The sequence below is a fragment of the Hymenobacter lapidarius genome (assembly GCF_001816145.1).
GTDB lineage: Bacteria > Bacteroidota > Bacteroidia > Cytophagales > Hymenobacteraceae > Hymenobacter > Hymenobacter lapidarius.
The window spans coordinates 19,114-36,746 of record NZ_MDZB01000066.1 but is presented as its reverse complement, the minus strand read 5'-3'; the positions used below and the strand labels follow the sequence as shown (position 1 = coordinate 36,746).

Annotated in this window: 14 protein-coding genes; 9 read left to right on the top strand and 5 right to left on the bottom strand. The window is 60.4% G+C overall.

Translation table 11 applies throughout. From position 1 onward, the window contains the following. Nucleotides 1-110: 110 nt before the first annotated feature. A complete protein-coding gene (locus BEN47_RS03125) occupies nt 111-959 on the bottom strand; it encodes an N-acetylglucosamine kinase (RefSeq protein ID WP_070725017.1) in 849 nt (282 codons plus the stop codon). Nucleotides 960-1,200: 241 nt separating this feature from the next. Between BEN47_RS03125 and BEN47_RS03120 the strand changes: the two genes are divergently transcribed. Next, the gene (locus BEN47_RS03120; RefSeq protein WP_083322063.1) at nt 1,201-2,370 is read left to right on the top strand and encodes a T9SS type A sorting domain-containing protein; all 1,170 of its coding nucleotides are present in this window, start codon (nt 1,201-1,203) and stop codon (nt 2,368-2,370) included. Nucleotides 2,371-2,832: 462 nt separating this feature from the next. Here the strand turns inward: BEN47_RS03120 and BEN47_RS03115 are convergent, their stop codons facing one another. The 4 genes from BEN47_RS03115 to BEN47_RS03100 form a co-directional block, all read right to left on the bottom strand. Next, nucleotides 2,833-3,327, bottom strand: a complete 495-nt coding sequence (locus BEN47_RS03115) for a cadherin repeat domain-containing protein (protein WP_070725013.1) — start codon at nt 3,325-3,327, stop codon at nt 2,833-2,835. Continuing rightward, a complete protein-coding gene (locus tag BEN47_RS03110; protein ID WP_070725010.1) occupies nt 3,324-3,632 on the bottom strand; it encodes a SusE domain-containing protein in 309 nt (102 codons plus the stop codon). The genes BEN47_RS03115 and BEN47_RS03110 overlap by 4 nt, the downstream gene beginning before the upstream one ends. 69 nt (nt 3,633-3,701) lie before the next feature. Beyond that, a complete protein-coding gene (locus BEN47_RS03105; protein WP_070725007.1) occupies nt 3,702-5,315 on the bottom strand; it encodes a RagB/SusD family nutrient uptake outer membrane protein in 1,614 nt (537 codons plus the stop codon). A 23-nt stretch (nt 5,316-5,338) separates the two neighbouring features. Then, complete coding sequence (locus tag BEN47_RS03100) at nt 5,339-8,332, bottom strand: SusC/RagA family TonB-linked outer membrane protein (RefSeq protein WP_070725004.1); 2,994 nt, start codon at nt 8,330-8,332, stop codon at nt 5,339-5,341. Nucleotides 8,333-9,139: 807 nt separating this feature from the next. Here BEN47_RS03100 and BEN47_RS03095 point away from each other — a divergent pair. The 8 genes from BEN47_RS03095 to trpB all read left to right on the top strand — a co-directional run bounded on the left by BEN47_RS03095 (nt 9,140) and on the right by trpB (nt 17,555). After that, nucleotides 9,140-9,838, top strand: coding sequence for a hypothetical protein (locus BEN47_RS03095; protein WP_070725001.1), 699 nt, complete (start codon nt 9,140-9,142; stop codon nt 9,836-9,838). Nucleotides 9,839-9,851: 13 nt separating this feature from the next. After that, entirely contained in the window at nt 9,852-11,045 is a 1,194-nt protein-coding gene (locus tag BEN47_RS03090; protein ID WP_070724999.1) for an alpha/beta hydrolase, read from the top strand. A gap of 372 nt (nt 11,046-11,417) precedes the next feature. Continuing rightward, a complete protein-coding gene (locus BEN47_RS03085; RefSeq protein WP_070724995.1) occupies nt 11,418-12,842 on the top strand; it encodes an anthranilate synthase component I family protein in 1,425 nt (474 codons plus the stop codon). 118 nt (nt 12,843-12,960) lie between these two features. Further along, on the top strand, nt 12,961-13,530 hold the full coding sequence (locus BEN47_RS03080) for an anthranilate synthase component II (protein WP_070724992.1): 570 nt from the start codon (nt 12,961-12,963) through the stop codon (nt 13,528-13,530). A gap of 131 nt (nt 13,531-13,661) precedes the next feature. Next, nucleotides 13,662-14,657, top strand: coding sequence for an anthranilate phosphoribosyltransferase (gene trpD / locus BEN47_RS03075; protein ID WP_070724989.1), 996 nt, complete (start codon nt 13,662-13,664; stop codon nt 14,655-14,657). 80 nt (nt 14,658-14,737) lie between these two features. After that, nucleotides 14,738-15,562: an indole-3-glycerol phosphate synthase TrpC gene (gene trpC, locus BEN47_RS03070; RefSeq protein ID WP_070724983.1), complete on the top strand. Its 825-nt coding sequence runs from the start codon at nt 14,738-14,740 to the stop codon at nt 15,560-15,562. An 8-nt stretch (nt 15,563-15,570) separates the two neighbouring features. Continuing rightward, on the top strand, nt 15,571-16,296 hold the full coding sequence (locus BEN47_RS03065) for a phosphoribosylanthranilate isomerase (RefSeq protein ID WP_083322062.1): 726 nt from the start codon (nt 15,571-15,573) through the stop codon (nt 16,294-16,296). Nucleotides 16,297-16,358: 62 nt separating this feature from the next. After that, the gene (gene trpB, locus BEN47_RS03060) at nt 16,359-17,555 is read left to right on the top strand and encodes a tryptophan synthase subunit beta (protein WP_438830495.1); all 1,197 of its coding nucleotides are present in this window, start codon (nt 16,359-16,361) and stop codon (nt 17,553-17,555) included. Nucleotides 17,556-17,633 lie beyond the last annotated feature (78 nt).

Sequence of the window (17,633 nt, the reverse complement as noted above, 5' to 3'; positions counted from 1 at the left end):
ATTCAGGCGGGTTTTTTTTATGGCCCCTTGGCGGAGTGTCTGCTCTCGGTTATTGGCGGGGTACGTAATTGATTTGATGAGTAATTACTCAGCCAACAAGTAGTTAACGCTTAACGGTCCGATTCGTGGTAAGTCACCAGGTCGTCGATGGGCGAGCGGATAATCTTGCCCACTTCCATGCCGTGGCGGCGGGCCACCTGCGTGAGCACGTCGCGGAAGTTGTAGCCTACCGAGCCGATGCAGTTGAACGAGTAATCCTGGTAGCCGGGATAGTGCACCACCAGGTTGCTGAAAAACGTTTCGAAGCCTTCGAGCACGATGTCGCGGCAGTAGCTCACGTTGTTGTGGTCGTAGGCAAACTTGGCGAAGCTGGCCAGGTAGCGGTTGGGCAGGGGCTGGTTGTAGAGCCGGTCCAGGATGCTGTTGCGGCTGCCCAGGTCGTAAGTCTCGCGGAAGGCCTCCTGGAGCCCGTCGGGCAGCAGGTCGCGCAGGTAGTCGCGCAGCAGGCGCTTGCCAAAGTAAGAGCCCGAGCCCTCGTCGCCCAAGAAATACCCCAGCGAGTCCACGTTATAGGTGATTTTTTCGCCGTCGTACAGGCAGGAGTTCGTACCCGTGCCCAGAATGGATGCGAAGCCGGGCTTGCGGCCCAGCAGCGCCCGCGCCGCGGCCAGCAAATCTTCGGTTACGGTAACTGTCGCGTTGGGAAACAGCTGGCGCAGGGCGGCGGCAATCACCTCGGCTTTTTGGGGCGATGATACCCCCGCGCCGTAAAAATGCACTTCGCGCACCTGGTCCCGTGGCAGGGTTTCCGGCAAGTTCTGGCCCAAGGAAGCCACGATGCCGGCCGTGTCAATGAAATCGGGGTTATACCCTTCGGTATTAAAGTATACCCGGTTGTGGGCATCGTCGAGTTGGCACCAGCTGCACTTCGTGGAGCCGCCGTCGGCAATTAGAATCATAAGTACGATTTGTATTGGGAGGTCCGGCGAAAATAACAACCAACGGGGCAACAACCCATGGGATTAGAGTTGCACTTGGCGTGTAAAGAAGTTGAAAATTAGCCGAACAGTACCGGTGAAAATTATTTTTTTAGCTGTCTTTTGTCTACATTTACTTCAATTAGCACCCATAAGGGGCATATTGAGCACACATTCGTTCCCTCATTACTTTTCTCACCACTCTCATTTTAGTTACGTTGTCATGAAAAAACTTTTTACTCTCGCTGCTGCAAGCGTTTTAGCAGCTGGTTCCTTCGCCGCGCAAGCCCAGGTGGTGCTCGATGGCCAACTCACCGCCCCGGAGATTACGGCTGGCAATTACGTGCTGATTGGTAAGTACACCAATCCCCGCGGGTTCGGCGATGCGGGCTTGCTGAGCCTGTACGCAGCCACTACGGCCACGAAAGTGTATTTCTTCGTTGGTGGCACGGTTGAGACCAATGGTAACGCATTCCAGCTTTTCCTTGACTTGCCAGCCCGGGCCGGCGTGCCCGTGGGCACATCACTCCCCGCCGGCATGATGGGTACGTCCTTTGAAGGCATGGTAGCCAAGCTTGACCTTGCCGCAGACCTAGCCTTGGCCCTGCGTTCGGAAGGAACTGACTTTCAGATTGAAGGTGCTTCGTATACTTCCGCCACCGCAGGTACTTCGATGAAACTTACCTCTACTGCTGGTGTGGTATCGGGCAACGGCACGGCGCAGACCTTGTCAGCTGCCGCGACGGTTGGCAATTTCGCCGCACTAGCCGGTACGCGAGTAGCTTACCGCAATTCAAGCGACGGCAAAGTCTCCTCTAACCCCGGCAATACCACGCCCAACACGGGCGCTTCCTACGGTGGGGTAGGTTCTTTCGGTTGGGAAATTGAGCTGGACCGTACTGCCACGGGCTTGGCCACCGGTACGCCGGCGCTCACTTTTTTCGTGTTGCAGAACAGCGGGAAAGGTGATTTCCTGTCTTCGGATTACATTCCTCAGACTTCCGTGCCTGTTGCGGGCAACGGCAATGTGGGTGCCGCTGCCGCCGCAGACTTTACGACTATCGCAGGCCGCCAGGCAGCAACCATTACGTTGGGCGCTACCGGGGTTCTCGGTACCCGCGCTGCTGATGCTGCTGCCATTGCCCTGGGCGTGTACCCCAACCCCGCTAACGGCATTGCTACCGTGGCTTACAGCGTAGGCAACCGCTTTGAGAACGTCAACATCGTACTCACCGATTTGGTGGGCCGCCACGTGCAGGTCCTCTCCAACGGCATGGAGTCGGCTGGCGTTAAAACGAAAACGGTAAGCACAGCCGATGTATCGGCCGGTACGTATTTGGTCCGCGTGCAGGTGGGCGACAAAGTTGCCACCCGCAAAGTAGTGCTGATGTAAGCATCAAACCCAACCCCAACAAAAAAACCCGGCGCAGTTGCGTCGGGTTTTTTTGTTGCTTTACCATTCCATAAAGCAGAATGAAGCACTTACTCATAGGGGAGCAGAACATTGATTTAGAACGTCATGCTGAGCGTAGCCGAGGCCTATCTACCACAACCAAAATTGAGTAGTTGCTCGGTAGATGGGCTTCGGCTACGCTCAGCATGATATGTCTTTTCATTTTCTACCTACTTCACCGTGGCTACCTGGCTACGATGGCCCCTGGCAGAGACTCAGGGACGCAGTACAAGTGGAAAACATTAACGCTTAGACGTCACGGCTTCGTAGTGGGCTGGTTTAATTGAGCCCAACCGAGGAGCATGATTGGGCTGTAGTCGACGTGCCTGGAGCAACAAAAAAGCCGCTGGGTTACAGCGCTTTTTTGTTGCTCCAGGCAAAGAAGGCTTGATTCAGGCTTTACTACGGGGTTATGGTGACGGTTCCGTTTGTTGGAATGCCTGCGGCATCCAACGTCACGACGAGTTTCACAGTGTAGGTGCCCGGCGTGGTAATGGTCATATCTTCCCCGGACAATTTTTGGGGAAGCGGCGAGGCGCCAGGAGTTGCGCCCTTGGTAAGAGAACCGAAGTTGGTGCCCCAGTCCTTGTTAGCGCGGAACTTGAAGTCGCCAGCTTTGAGCGGCAAGCGCAGCAAATAAGCCCTCGCCTTGCAGTCGTACGGCAGCACGATGTCGGTAGCAGTGGCACCGGGCCAGCCATCGCCGGCTGGGCCCACCAAGCCCCAGGAGTCTTTCGGAATCGAGCAGAAATCGTAAGGCGTAGCCCCAATGGTGCTCACCGCCGAAGCCTGGGTGGGTGCCGAAGCACCAACCGAGGCCAGCACGCGGACGTCAACTTGAGCGGGAACATCGGCTGGCAGGCCCAGGTTAGTGAAAATGTCGTTCAACTCCGTCACGCGCAGTGTGCGGTGGTGGCGTTGCCGGCATTGATGGACACGGCCTTGCTAAAGTTTCCACCCTTCTTGTCGAACTGCAGGGTGTAGGTAGTGGCGGCTGCGAAGCCGAAGTTGGCAGGGGCCCAGGTATACTTCACGGCGTTGTCATTGGCCGTGGGTTGGGAGAGCGTGGCCGTGGTGGCCGAGGCAGTCAGTACGGGGGCTCCGGCGGGGGCAATTGTCACCTTCGTCTCGTCCTTTTCACACGCAGTAAAGGAGAGGAGCACCACAGCACTGGCCGCAATGTTTAGGAACCAGTTTTTCATAAAATTCAAAAAAGAGGAATAAAACCATTAAGTGGCCGGCTCCTGAACAAGGAGCCGGCCGAAAAAAGTTTAATAGCCGGGATTTTGCGGCAGGTTGGGGTTCACTACCCGGTCCGTGTTAGGGATAGGGAACAGCACGCGCGTGGCTTCCACGTCGCGGCCTTCCTTCACACCGCCCTTAAAGGCCCAGTTGTAGCCGGTGGTGAACTTGCCAAAGCGAATGAGGTCGGTCCGGCGGTGGCCTTCCCAAAACAGCTCGCGGGCGCGTTCGTCCAGAATGTCAGCAAGGGCAATAGTAGTGAACGGCGTCGCACCCGAACGGGCCCGCACCGCGTTTACCAGCGCGAGGGCTTGGGCCTGGCTGCCACCCGCACCGCCGCGCAATACCGCTTCGGCGTACATGAGCTGCACGTCGGCCAAGCGGAACATGGGGAAGTCCGTGTCGGGGAAGTCGCCCGAGCCGCCCTGCTCGTTCGAGTCCTTGCCGCCCTTGCCGGTAGAAGTCACGTTCTTATACTTGGTAACCAGCACACCGCTGCTGAATGCGCCCAGCGTGTCCACGTTGGGGTTTTGGCCCTTTGTGAAGAACACGGTCTGGCGCTTGTCGGTGGTGCCGGTGGCTCCGCCGGGGAACAGGCGAGTCAAAGCTGGCTTGGTGCGCAAACCGCTCCAGCCGCCGTTGATGCCAATGGACGCCGGCGCAATGGCGCGGCCCACGGGAGCGTGTACCAGAAAGGTCATGCCGCCGTAGCCTTGCGTGCTGAGACCGTCGAAAGCAATGGGGAAGATGATTTCGTTGCGGGCCGCCGTCTTGTCGTTGTCGGCCAGAAACAGGAACGTGTAGTTGGGCGCGAGGGTGTAGCCGGCCGCCAGCACTTTGTTGGCGTAGGTGATGGCGTCGGTGGCGCGGTTGGTGCCGGTGTATACCTGCGCGTTCAGATAAAGCTTGGTGAGCAGGGTCCAGGCCACGGCTTTGTCGGCGCGGGCGTACTCGCCACGGGGAGCCAGCAGGCCTTCGGTGGTATCGAGGTCTTTCAGCTCCGATTCCACGAAAGCAAACAGCTCGGCGCGGGTTTTATAAGGAGGCGTGGTGCCAATGCTGGCGGCTTCGGTGGCGAAGGGGCCGCCGCCGAACAAGTCGATGGCGTGCCAGTAGCACAGGGCGCGCAGCAAGCGGGCCTCGGCGCGGTAGGTGCGCACGGTGCTCGCATCGTTGCCGCTGATGCCACGCTCCGACAGCTTAGCGTCGGTGGTCTGGCGGATGAACTCGTTGCACAGGGCAATTTCGTAGAAAATCCGGTCGTAGTTGGCGCGCACAAACTCGTTGTCGGCGTTCCACTGCAGCGTGTTAACGCTGGGCAGGTTGCCGTCGTTCCAGCCCAGGATGGCCTCGTCGGTGGTGATTTCCTGCAGCTGCCAGTAGGTGCGCAGGTAGTTCGAGAAGCCTTCGTCGATGCCCGAAATGTCGCCAGCGCCAGCGGGGCCTTTCTGCCCGCTCACCGCGAAGGTGGCGTAGAGGCGGGCCAGTACCTGCTTAATCTGAACCGGGTCGCGGTACACCACCTCGGCGTTGGCCGAGTATTCGGGTACCTGGTCCAGGTCCTTGGTACAGGACGAGGCCATGGTCGTTAGCCCGGCGGCTAGTGCCAGCATCCCTAACGTACGGGTGAATTTTTGATTCATGATAATAAGAAGTTAGGGATGAATTAGAGGCCGAGATTCAGACCCACGGTGAACGTACGAGGCCGGGGGTAAATCGTATTGTCTATGCCACCAATTACTTCCGGGTCGAGGCCTTTGTAGTTGGTGATGAGGAATGCATTCTGAACTGCAAACGAGAGGCTTAAGTTTGAATCCTTCTTCACAATCGAACCAAAATTGTAGCCGAGTGTGATGTTTTCCATCCGCAGGAACGAGCCGTTCTCCACGTAATAGTCCGAGAAGAACTGCGCGTTGGTGAAATTAGAGTCCAGGGTTTCGCGGTTGGCGTTGGCCACAAAGCCGTTGGTGCTGGTGTCGTAGTAGCTGCCCGAGCGCACGTTGTTGTACACGTAGTTGCCGATGTTCGAACGCATGGTGAAGGCCAGATTGGCGCCGCCGTAGGTGATGTTGGCACCGCCGCCGAGGATAAGGTCGGGGCGGGGCGACTTGAAGCGGTAGCGGTCCGAGCTGTTCAGGGCGCCGTCGCCGTTGCTGTCCACGTACACGCCTTCCAGGGGCTTGCCGTCCTGGCCGTACACCTGCTTGTTTACGAAGAACGACTGAGCGGGGAAGCCCACGGTGTTCACCTGAATATTGTTGCCCACGCCGCCGGCAATGCCGCCGGTGGCCTGGCCGATGTCGTTGGGCGAGTCGTTGTTGTTGAGCTTGGTGATGCGGTTACGGTTGAAGGTCGCGTTGGTGTTCACCGTCACGTTGAACTTCTCGCTCTTGTAGGCATCCACGTTGGCAATCACTTCAAGGCCTTTGTTGGTGAGCGAGCCCGTGTTGAAGGTGCCGCCGTTCGAGAGGCCTTCCAGGGCCGCCACGGTGCGGAAGTTCAGCAGGTCCTTGGTATCGCGCTGGTACACGTCCACCGAGCCGTAAAAGCGGCCGCCGAAGAAACCGTAGTCCAGGCCCAGGTTGTAGGTCGAAGTGGTTTCCCAGGTAATGTTGGGGTTGTACTGGTCGGCCCGCAGCGTGCGGAAAAACTGGTCGCCCAGCTGGTACTGCGCCCGGACGTCGCTGAGCGTGAGACCGGCCAGGAAGGGGTAGAAGTTGCCGCCCAGGTCCTGCTGGCCGGTTTTGCCGTAGCCCACGCGCAGTTTCAGGTCCGAGATGCTTTCCGAGTTCTTGAGGAAATCCTCGCCCTTCAGGCGCCAGGCGAATGCGCCCGACGGGAAGAAGCCGAACGGCTCGGGGTTGAAGCGCGAGGTGCCGTCGGCCCGGAACGTGCCGGTGAAGAGGTACTTATCGGCAATGTTATAGTTGAAACGGCCAAAGAATGCCAACAGAACGTTGGTGTTCAGAAAGTTGTCCGAGTTGTTGTACGTCAGCGAAGCGGGCTGCTGGAATACTTTGCCATCGGCCGAGTTGTTGTTAAAGATGAAGAAGCGGTTCTGGAACTTCTGGTAGGAGTAACCACCCAGCAGGTCCAGCTTGCCGGGGCCCACGGTGCGCTCGTACTTCACGAGGGCTTCGAGCAAGGTGTTGTTCAGGTCCTGAGCGTATTGGTTGTTCACGCCCAACTGATTGAATGCCTGCGCTGCTGCAGCCGGTACGGCCACGGTACCCCGGCCGCGCTGAATGTCGTAGCCCAGGTTGAGGTTGGCGCTCAGGCCAGTCAGGAACGGCAGCTTGTAATCGAGTTGCACGTTGCCGATGCTGCGCTTCACGGTGCTGCGGTCGCGGCGCGTGTTGATGAGGCCAATTGGGTTGAGGGGGGCCAGGGAGTTGAGGCGGCCGTTGCCGCTGGGGTCCAGGAACTCCACGTAGCCGCCAAAAGGCGCGTACTTGGGGGCGTTCGAGGTGATGGGCTGGGTTGGGTCGTAGCGCACGGCGGCGCCCACGGCACCCTGGTTCGAGAACTCATTATCAATCCACGAGCCCTTCAGGTTGAGGTTCACGCGCAGGGCACCGTCGAGTAGCACGGGGTTCAGGCTCAAGGCGCCGCTGTAGCGGCTCAGCTCGTTGCGCTTCAGCAGGCCCTGCTGATTGAGGTAGCCCACCGATACACGGTAGGGGAGAATGCCCGTCGAGCCGCTCAGGGCCACCGTGTTGTCGGTGGTGTAGGCGGGCCGGAAAATCTCGCGCTGCCAGTCGGTGTTGGCCGTGCCCAGCGAGGCCTGCTGGCCCGTGGTGCCGCGTGCCTTCACCAGCGCCCGGAACTCGTCGCCGGAGAGCACGTCCGCGTACTTGGCCACGGTAGCCACCGAGTGCTGCGTAGACACGTTCACGTGCATCACATCACCGGCAATGCCTTTTTTGGTGGTCACGAGGATAACGCCGTTCGAGGCGCGCACGCCGTAGATGGCCGTCGAGGAAGCGTCCTTCAGCACCGTGATGCTCTCAATGTCGTTGGGGTTGATAAGGGTGAGGGGGTTGCCCGTGCCCTGAATGGTGGTGTTGTCCACCGGCACGCCGTCGATGATAATCAGCGGGGCATTGGAGGCCGCCAGCGAGGAGCCGCCGCGGATGAGAATCTGCGAGCCCGCGCCGGGCGAGCCGCCGCCGGTTGTAATCTGCACGCCGGCCACTTTGCCCTGAATCAGCTGCTCGGGGCTGGTTACCTGGCCTTTCACAAACTGCTTCTCGGAAATCTGCTCCACGGCACCGGTCAGGTCCTGCCGGCGCTGGGTGCCGTAGGCCACCACCACGGCTTCGGAAAGCTGGGTGGTGCTTTCAGCCAACGTGGCCGAAACCTGGGCGTTTTGCCCGGCCACCACAGTCACGGCGCGGCGCACGGTGGTGTAGCCCACAAATGAGATAACCAGGTTTTGCGCCCCGGCTGGCACGTTCTGGATGCTGTAGGTGCCATCCACGTTGGATGAGCTGCCCAGCGAAGTGCCTTCTACCAGCACCGTAGCGCCGGGAATGCCTTCGTTCTTGCTATCGGTAACCCGACCGCTCAGGGAGCCAGTTTGCGCAACGGCCTCGGAAGAGAGACCAAAGCACGCGAGCAATAGCAGAAACAATAGTTTTGCTAAATAAGGGTGTTTCATGGGAAACGGGTGAGTAAGTGAAAAAAATGAGTGGTGGGAAAATTTAAAAAATCGCAAGGGTGGTGAGGATGCAAGTTACCCATAATGGAAGATTGCAATCCATTGCGCACCTGTTTTGTTATGTAATTTCAAACTCGCTGAGAGCCCACAAAGAGCAATAAATCTAGCCTGATTTAGTGGGAAAACAAACGATTCCGTAAAAAATATACTTCTATTTAAACTTCTAAAAATGAACAATGCATGAATTTTTCTCACGGTTTTTCATTCAAAATAAACGCATTGCAATCGATTGTCCTAATCGGTACAGGCCGTGTTCCGGATTGTGCCTTTACGGGGATAAGCCAATGGGCACTCTTTGAGCAGGATTTAGGAGTTGAAAGTCTGCTCCGTTAGACTGTAGGCAGCCAATAGCAGAGCTGATAGGGAATTTCGCCAAACCCCCGTCACATGCTGAAATGAGGTGAAAAGTCAGCTCATGTCGGGGAAAAATCCCGAGGAGTTGAGCAAGCAACAAGTGCTTCGCAGGCCGCTTTACGCCAGATTTGGCAAAACTACCCGATACCCAATGCTTAATCCTGAATCAGGTATATGTAGGGCCAGGCAAAAGAGGTTGTGCGCCGAGCGGCTTTATTTTTGCCCAATTGAAAGCTTGGCCGCATGCGTATGCGGCCGGGCTTTTTGCTGCCCGCTACCCCTGTGGCTCCGTACTGGCTTTGGGTGTCAAATGGTACTGCTCAAGCCCGACTCTCGCCACAAAGCCCTTGCAAGGTCACTGGCGGCTGGTTACTTTTGACTTTTCCTAAGAAGATGATAAAGTGCCTCCCGTTTGTTGTACTGCTGCTCGCCGGGGTTCAGGTCGGCGGGAGCGCGCAGTCGCGGCCCGGCCCCCGCAAGCCCGCTCCCGCAAGCAAGGCTGGGCCTGCCGCCAGAAGCACTCCCAAAGCGGACCCCGTGGTGTACGCGCCCATCACCACCCGGCGGGAAGAAGCCGAAAAAAAGCCGGCTTCCACCCTCTACATGGGCAAAGTCAAGCTCAAAAAACCCGTGCTGGTGTATTACCAAGAGCCTGCTCCGGGCAAAGCTGTGCAGCAGCTCATCACGTCCGAGGAAAATCTGGGCCTGCTCAGAACCCTGGATTTGGAGCAGCTCATGGCGCGCCGGGAAGTGTTTGTTAACGGCCTGGGCAATCTGGCCCTGCCCGGCAGCGACGTTACCCGATACCGCCTGCTGGGCACCCGCTCGGTAGCGGAAGCGACCCGCCGGCCGGTTGGCGACGGGCGCAGCTTTTTTTTCCGTCTCAAAGTACCCTCGTCCGGAGTACGGTGCGTGGTACGGGAATCGGCGGAGGAGTACCGCCACTTTGTGAAAGGCCCGCAGAAGTGGGGGTACCTGCTGGATTTTGGCGCCAACGGCCTGCCCGGCGTCGATTCTGTGCGGGCTGTCTATACGCTGCGTAGGATGAATGCCTTCGAGCGCAGTGCCGGCGCCGTCAAAACCATCCAATAAAGCCTGACCAGACGTGAATACCCTCAAACTCGCCCTGCTGGCCGCCGGCCTTGCCCTGGGAAGCCGCTCCATTGCGGCCCAGACCCTCCTGAAAATCGACCGGGTGCCCGCCAACACCCCGCTCGCCGATACGCTGTTTGTAGCAGGCTCCTTTAATAACTGGAACCCGCACAGCACTGGGTACGCCCTGCGCAAAAACGCCGACGGTACCTACCAAATCAGCCTGCCCAGCACCTTGGGCGCCATCGAGTACAAGTTTACGCGCGGCAGCTGGGCCACCGCCGAAACCGCTGTCAACCAGCAGCCCCTACCCAACCGGCGGGCCGACCTGCGCCCAGCCACCGAAGTACGCCACGACGTAGCGGGCTGGAGCGAGCCCGGTGCCGCCACCCCCAAGAAGCACACCGCCACCGCCCAGGTTCATTTGCTGAACGACAGCTTCCGCATGCCCCAGCTGGGCCGCACCCGGCGCGTGCTGGTCTACCTGCCCGCTGACTATGCCAAAAAACCACAGCGGCGCTACCCTGTGCTCTACCTGCACGACGGCCAGAACGTGTTCGACGAGGCCACCAGCTTCAGCGGCGAGTGGGGCGTGGACGAGACCCTGGACCGCCTCGGCGCCGCCGGCCAGGACCCCACAGGCTCCATTGTGGTGACCGTAGACAACGACAACCAGCACCGCGCCGACGAATACATTCCCTGGTATAATCTCCAGATAAAGGCCGGTGGCCAGGGCGGCGCCTACGTCGATTTTCTGGCCCTCACCCTCAAGCCCTACATCGACGCGCACTACCGCAGCCAGCCCGATGTGGCGCATACCGGCGTGGCCGGCTCCAGCCTGGGCGGCCTGATATCGGTGTATGCCGCCCTCAAATACCCGCGTGTGTTTGGGCGGGTAGGGGCGTTTTCGCCCGCGTTTTGGGTGTGTAATGATTCCCTGCAGGCCTTCGCCAAGCAGCACCCGCCGGCACCTTCCACCCGGTTTTACTTCGTGTGCGGCCCCAAAGAGTCCGAAACCATGCTGCCGCTGATGGCGGCCTGGCGCCGCGACCTACAGGCGCAGGGCGTGCCAACTGCCAACCTAGCGTTCCGCGCCCCGGCCGATGGGGAGCACAAGGAATGGTTCTGGCGGCGGGAGTTTCCGGCGGCCTATCAGTTCCTGTTCGGGGCTGCTTCGCGCCCCGGCCCCGGCCCGGCAAAGCGCTAGCTGCGCAGGGTTTAAGGGTGTGCGTCAGGTGCCCTTGGATGGATTGGTTGATATATCAATTCGGTAGGTGATGGAGGCAAAAGTTACCACTATTACATATTTTATGAACGAGGGTTGCTGGTATTATAGTAGAATGCTCTTATCTTTGCGTCGCGTTTCAAGAAGCGCTTCTCTCATAATGACCTTACAACGTACTTCTCAGGCTTGGTGGTGGCAGCTCCGAAACATCGGACCGGCCTGCCTGTGCGCTTAGTGAAGTCACCCCTGATTTTGCCTTTGAACACAAAAGCCCGGCCCTCAGCCGGGTTTTTTGTTTTTTATTCCTAGCCGAGGCTGCCTTTAGCCTCCCTCGTCAGTTTATCTCCCGCCTCCGTGCCAACCCAACTCACTACCCGCCACCGCCGCCTTCTGGCCGACACCGTGACCCCGGTGGGCCTGTACCTGCGCCTGCGCGACCAGTACGCCAACTGCCTGCTGCTGGAAAGCGCCGACTACCACGGCCAGCAGAATGCCTTCAGCTACCTGGTGTGCGAGCCGCTGGGCACGTTTGAGCTGCGGCGCGGCGGCGAGCTACGGCAGTCGTTTCCAGGCCAAGCCGAACCGAGCGTGCTGCAGCTGAGCGAGCCGCGCCAGGCCCTGGCCGAGCTGCGGCACTTCGCCGCCGCCTTCACCGCCGACGAATCGGCCGCGAAGATGCCTTTCATCAGTACCGGCCTGTTTGGGTACATGGGCTACGAGGCGGTGCAGAGCTTCGAGGACGTGACGTTTGACGCGGCCAAGGTGCCGGCCGGCGACGTGCCGCTCATTCGCTACGGGGTGTTTCGCTACGTTATTGCCTTCAACCACTTCCGGCAGGAGCTGTTTTTGTTTGAGCACGGCGTGGCCGGCGAGCCCGCTACCGACGGCCTCGACCGCCTCGAAAACCTGGTGCGCAACCCCAGCGTGCCGGCCTTCGAATTTGCCACGGTAGGGGAGGAAGCGAGCAACCAGACCGATGCGGAATTTCTGGCCCGGCTCACCCAGGGGCAGGCCCACTGCCTGCGCGGCGACGTGTTCCAGATTGTGCTGTCGCGCCGCTTCCAGCAGGGCTTTTCCGGCGATGAGTTCAGCGTATACCGGGCCCTGCGGTCCATCAACCCTTCGCCATACCTGTTTTACTTTGATTACGGCGACTACAAAATCTTCGGGTCCTCGCCCGAAGCCCAGGTGCTGGTGCAGGGCCGCGAAGCCAGCCTCTACCCCATAGCCGGCACCTACCGCCGCACCGGCGACGATGCGGCCGATGCCGCCGCCGCCCAGCGCCTGGCCGCCGACCCCAAAGAAAACGCCGAGCACGTGATGCTGGTGGACCTGGCCCGCAACGACCTGGCCCGCCACGGCAGTCAGGTGCAGGTGCGCACCCTGCGCGAAATCCAGTTTTACTCGCACGTCATCCACCTCGTGAGCCACGTCACGGCGGAGCTCGACGAAGGCACCGACACCCTGCAAGTGGTGGCCGATACCTTCCCGGCCGGCACCCTGTCGGGCGCGCCCAAGCACCGCGCCCTGCAGCTCATCGACGGCCTTGAGCCCACCGCGCGCGGCTACTACGGCGGCTGCATCGGCCACATGGGCTTCGATGGCAACTTCAACCATGCCATCATGATTCGCTCGTTTTTGAGCACCGGCAACCAGCTGTATTTCCAAGCCGGCGCGGGCGTGGTAGCGGCTTCCAGCGTGCAGTCGGAGCTGGAAGAAGTGCACCACAAGCTGGGCGCCCTGCGCGCCGCGTTGCAGGCCGCGGCGCAGGAGCGGTAACCGGTCATGCTGAGCCTGCCGAAGCATCTCTACCGCTTCGTTAAGTCAGCAGTAATTACTTCCTCGGTAGAGATGCTTCGACTTCGCTCAGCATGACGTTCTCTTTTCGTCAACTCCCATGAAAATCCTCGTTCTCGATAACTACGATTCCTTTACCTACAACCTGGTGCACCTGCTGCGTGAGCTCGGCCACGGCGCCAATCTCACCGTGACGCGCAACGACCAACTGCCCCTCGCCGCCGTAGACGCCTACGATGCCATTATGCTCTCGCCCGGCCCCGGCATTCCCGCCGAAGCCGGCCTCATGCCCCAGATTATTAAAACCTACGCGCCCACCAAGCGCATTCTGGGCGTGTGCCTGGGCCACCAGGGCCTGGCCGAAAGCTTCGGCGCCACGCTCTACAACATGCCCGCGGTGCTGCACGGCGTAGCCAACGAGGCCGAAGTGACGTCTCCCGACGAGCGACTGTTCGCGGGCCTGCCCACCCGCTTCCAGGTGGGACGCTACCATTCGTGGGCCGTGCGCCCCGAAACCATGCCGGCCGAGCTGGAAACCACGGCCCGCGACGCCAACGGCGAAGTGCTGGCCTTCCGTCACCGCCAGTACGATGTGCGGGGCGTGCAGTTCCACCCCGAAAGCATCCTCACCGAGCACGGCGCTAAAATGCTGGAAAACTGGCTTAGCTGATTTAACTCAATAATTAAAAAGGTCGTCATGCTGAGCGAAGTCGAAGCATCTCTACCGCCGTAGTAAAATCATAAACTTGCGCAGTAGAGATGCTTCGGCAAGCTCAGCATGACGTTCTAAAAACAACTGTTTTGAAACACATTCTCAACAAGCTTTTCGACCACCAGCCCCTGTCCCATGCCGAGGCGCACGCTGCCATGCGCCAGCTGGGCGAGGGCGGTGCCAACCCGGCCGAGACCGCCGCTTTTCTGGCCGTGTACCGCATGCGGCCCATCACGGTGGCCGAGCTGGCGGGTTTCCGGCAGGCCCTGCTCGACTTGAGCCGGGACCCGCAGCTGGGCACGACGGAGCTACTCGACATTGTGGGCACGGGCGGCGATGGCAAAAACACCATCAACATCTCCACGCTGGCCTGTTTTGTAGTGGCCGGAGCAGGGGTGAAGGTGGCCAAGCACGGCAACTTCGGCGTGTCGTCGGTTTCGGGCGCCTCCAATGTGCTGGCCCATTTCGGCTACAACTTCGAAGCCAGCTCCGACCAGCTGCGCCGGCAGCTCGACCAGGCCGGTATCTGCTTTTTGCACGCGCCGGCGTTCCACCCGGCCATGCGCCACGCCGGCCCCATTCGGCGCGAGCTGGGTTTGCGCACCTTCTTCAACATCCTCGGGCCGCTGGTGAACCCGGCCCGGCCTAGCTCCCAGCTACTGGGCGTGTTCAACCTAGAATTGCAGCGCGTGTACCACTACCTGATGCAAGCCACGGGCACCCGCTACGCCGTGGTGCACGCCCTGGATGGCTACGATGAGCTGGCCCTGACCGGCCCGGCCAAAGTAGTTTCCTCGTTTGAAGGCGAGCGGCTGCTCACCGCCGAAACCTTGGGGCTGGCCACCTGCACGGCCACCGATTTGGCCGGGGGCAGCACGGCAGCCGCCTCGGCCGAGCTGTTTAAAGAAGTGCTGAGCGGAGACCACACCCCCGCCCAGCGCAATGTGGTGACGGCCAACGCCGCCCTGGCGCTGCAGTGCGCCCGCCCGGGCCTGGGCTGGGACGATGCCCTGGCCCAAAGCCGCGAATCTCTGGATTCCGGCGCGGCCCGGCGCGCTTTCGAAACCATGCTGAACACCCAATAACGGCCGTCTGCTCCGCAGCTGGTTAAATAAATATTCATTGCCGAGCGAAGCAAAAGCTTCGCCCTTCTGTTTGCTAAGTCATGTCGCAGCCCACCATTCTACAAACCATCGTCGCGCACAAGCGGAAAGAGGTAGCCGCCCGCCAAGAGCTGGTGCCCGTAAAGCTGCTGGAGAGCAGCCTGTATTTCCAGTCCAAGCCCCTTTCGCTGCGCCAGTACCTGCTGCGTGAAAACGGCAGCGGCCTCATCGCGGAATTCAAGCGCAAGTCACCCTCCAAGGGCTGGATAAACCAGTACGCGCCGGTGGAGCGCACCACGCTGGGCTATATGCAGGCCGGCGCGGCAGGGCTTTCCATTCTCACCGATGGGGAGTTTTTTGGCGGCAAAAACGAGGACCTGACCACGGCGCGGCGCTTCAATTTCTGTCCCATTCTGCGCAAGGATTTTGTGGTTGATGAATATCAGATTCTGGAAGCCAAGAGCATCGGGGCGGATGCCGTGCTGCTCATCGCCGCGGTGCTCACGCCCGAGGAGATTCATACGCTGGGCAGCCTGGCCCGCTCGCTGGGCCTGGAGGTGCTGCTGGAAGTGCACGACGGCGAAGAGCTGGCCCGCTCCGCTGATGCCGATGCCGTCGACTTAATCGGCGTTAACAACCGCAACCTGCACGATTTCAGCTTGAGCCTCGATACTTCAATGGAGTTGGCGGCTGCCATACCGAGCGAGTTTCTGAAAGTTTCCGAGAGTGGCATTTCCACCGCTGCGGCCATTGGCCAGCTGCGTGAGGTAGGTTACCAAGGATTCCTGCTCGGCGAAGCATTCATGCGCGATGCCCGGCCCGAACGTGCCTGCGCGGCCCTGGTGCAGGAGATTGCCGCCTTGCCCAAAGCCGCCGTCACCTTCTAAGCACTGCCATGAAAACGCCCCGCCACCTCCCTGCTGATGTTGCACTTGCCGCCGGTTTGCCGGAGGGCACGGCGCCGGCGCCGGTGGGCCCGTCGCGGCTGCTGGTGAAGGTGTGCGGCATGCGCGACGAGGCGGCCCTGGCGGCTGTAGCGGCTTTGGCTCCGGACTTTCTGGGCTTCATTTTCGCTCCAGCCTCGCCGCGCTACATGGAAGACGTGCTGGCGCCCGAGCAGGTGCAGCAGGTGCCCACTAGCATCTGGAAAGTGGGCGTTTTCGTGAATGCCACCACCGAAACCGTGCTAGCCAAAGCCCGTCAGTTTGGGTTGGGCGCGGTGCAGCTGCACGGGCATGAAGCGCCCGCACAGTGCGAGGAGCTGGGCGAGGCCGGCTTGTTGGTGATGAAAGCGTTTTCGGTGGGCTCGGCTGTAGATTTTGCCGCGCTGCTGCCTTACGTGCCGTTTTGCGACTTTTTCCTGTTTGACACCAAAGGGGCCGCGCCCGGCGGCAACGGCGCGGTGTTCGACTGGGCCCTCTTAGAACGCTACGACCTGCCTGTGCCTTATCTATTGGCGGGCGGCCTGGCCCTGGAACACGCCGCCGAGCTGGCGGCTTTGCGGCTGCCGGGCCTAGTCGGCGTCGATTTAAACAGCGGGTTTGAAACCGCGCCCGGCGTGAAAGACGCCCACCGGGTAGCCCAGATGCTGCAGGCGCTGCGGCTCCCGGCCACTACTTAGTTTTTCTGAATGTCAATGGCTGCGCTTGTCGAAGCCCAACGTGTACTAAAATGCAGACACCCATGACTACTTCCTATCAGCAGCCCACCGCCCGCGGCTACTACGGTGAATTCGGTGGCGCCTTTATTCCCGAAATGCTCTACCCCAACGTGGAGGAGCTGCGCACCCAATACCTGGAAATTCTGGCTGACCCGGACTTTCAGATGGAGTTGCAGCACCTGCTGCGCGACTACGTGGGCCGGCCCACGCCGCTGTTCGAAGCCAAGCGGCTATCGGAGCGCTACGGCACTCGCGTGTTCTTGAAGCGGGAGGACCTGTGCCATACCGGCGCGCACAAAATCAATAACACCGTGGGGCAAATTTTGCTGGCCAAGCGGCTGGGCAAAAAGCGCATCATCGCCGAAACCGGCGCGGGCCAGCACGGCGTGGCCACCGCCACCGTGTGCGCCCTAATGGGCTACCCCTGCGTGGTGTACATGGGCGCGACGGACATTGAGCGCCAGGCGCCCAACGTGGCCCGCATGCGCCTGCTGGGCGCCGAAGTGCGGGCCGTGACCAGCGGCAGCCAAACCCTGAAAGATGCTACCAACGAAGCCATCCGCGACTGGATTGCCAACCCTGTGGACACGCACTACATCATCGGCTCGGTGGTAGGACCGCACCCGTACCCGGATTTGGTGGCGCGCCTGCAGGCCGTTATCAGCGAGGAAATGCGGTACCAATTGCTGGAAAAAACCGGTAGCGAACTGCCCAACTTTGTGGTGGCCTGCGTGGGCGGTGGCTCCAACGCCGCCGGGGCGTTTTATCATTTCCTGGACGAGCCCTCGGTGCGGCTTATTGCGGTGGAGGCGGCGGGCCACGGCATCAACTCCGGGCATTCGGCGGCTACGTCGGTGCTGGGCACGCCGGGCATCATTCACGGCAGCCGCACGCTGCTGATGCAGGACGAGCACGGCCAGATTACGGAGCCGTACTCGCTGAGCGCGGGCCTTGATTACCCGGGCATTGGCCCGCTGCACGCGCACCTGGGCGCTTCGGGACGGGCGGAGTTTATCTCCATCACCGACGACGAAGCGCTAAAAGCGGTGAGCGAATGCAGCCGCCTGGAAGGTATTATCCCGGCGCTGGAAACGGCGCACGCCCTGTCGGCCCTTGGCCAGCTGGGAGCCGGCCCGAACGATGTGGTGGTGGTGAACCTCTCAGGCCGCGGCGACAAGGACCTGGAGACGTACCTCAAGAACATGGACAAGCTCGTTTAAAAATTTAGCCCGCAGAGGGCGCACAGGTTCCCGCAGCAGGCGCTGAACGTTCTGCGACTGCTGCGAAAACCTCTGCGC

Bases quoted from the DNA above. Each gene is read 5' to 3' on its own strand.
- BEN47_RS03125 (WP_070725017.1), bottom strand. From the start codon at position 959: ATGATTCTAATTGCCGACGGCGGCTCCACGAAGTGCAGCTGGTGCCAA.
- BEN47_RS03120 (WP_083322063.1), top strand. From the start codon at position 1,201: ATGAAAAAACTTTTTACTCTCGCTGCTGCAAGCGTTTTAGCAGCTGGT.
- BEN47_RS03110 (WP_070725010.1), bottom strand. From the start codon at position 3,632: ATGAAAAACTGGTTCCTAAACATTGCGGCCAGTGCTGTGGTGCTCCTC.
- BEN47_RS03105 (WP_070725007.1), bottom strand. From the start codon at position 5,315: ATGAATCAAAAATTCACCCGTACGTTAGGGATGCTGGCACTAGCCGCC.
- BEN47_RS03100 (WP_070725004.1), bottom strand. From the start codon at position 8,332: ATGAAACACCCTTATTTAGCAAAACTATTGTTTCTGCTATTGCTCGCG.
- BEN47_RS03095 (WP_070725001.1), top strand. From the start codon at position 9,140: ATGATAAAGTGCCTCCCGTTTGTTGTACTGCTGCTCGCCGGGGTTCAG.
- BEN47_RS03080 (WP_070724992.1), top strand. From the start codon at position 12,961: ATGAAAATCCTCGTTCTCGATAACTACGATTCCTTTACCTACAACCTG.
- trpC (WP_070724983.1), top strand. From the start codon at position 14,738: ATGTCGCAGCCCACCATTCTACAAACCATCGTCGCGCACAAGCGGAAA.
- BEN47_RS03065 (WP_083322062.1), top strand. From the start codon at position 15,571: ATGAAAACGCCCCGCCACCTCCCTGCTGATGTTGCACTTGCCGCCGGT.
- trpB (WP_438830495.1), top strand. From the start codon at position 16,359: ATGACTACTTCCTATCAGCAGCCCACCGCCCGCGGCTACTACGGTGAA.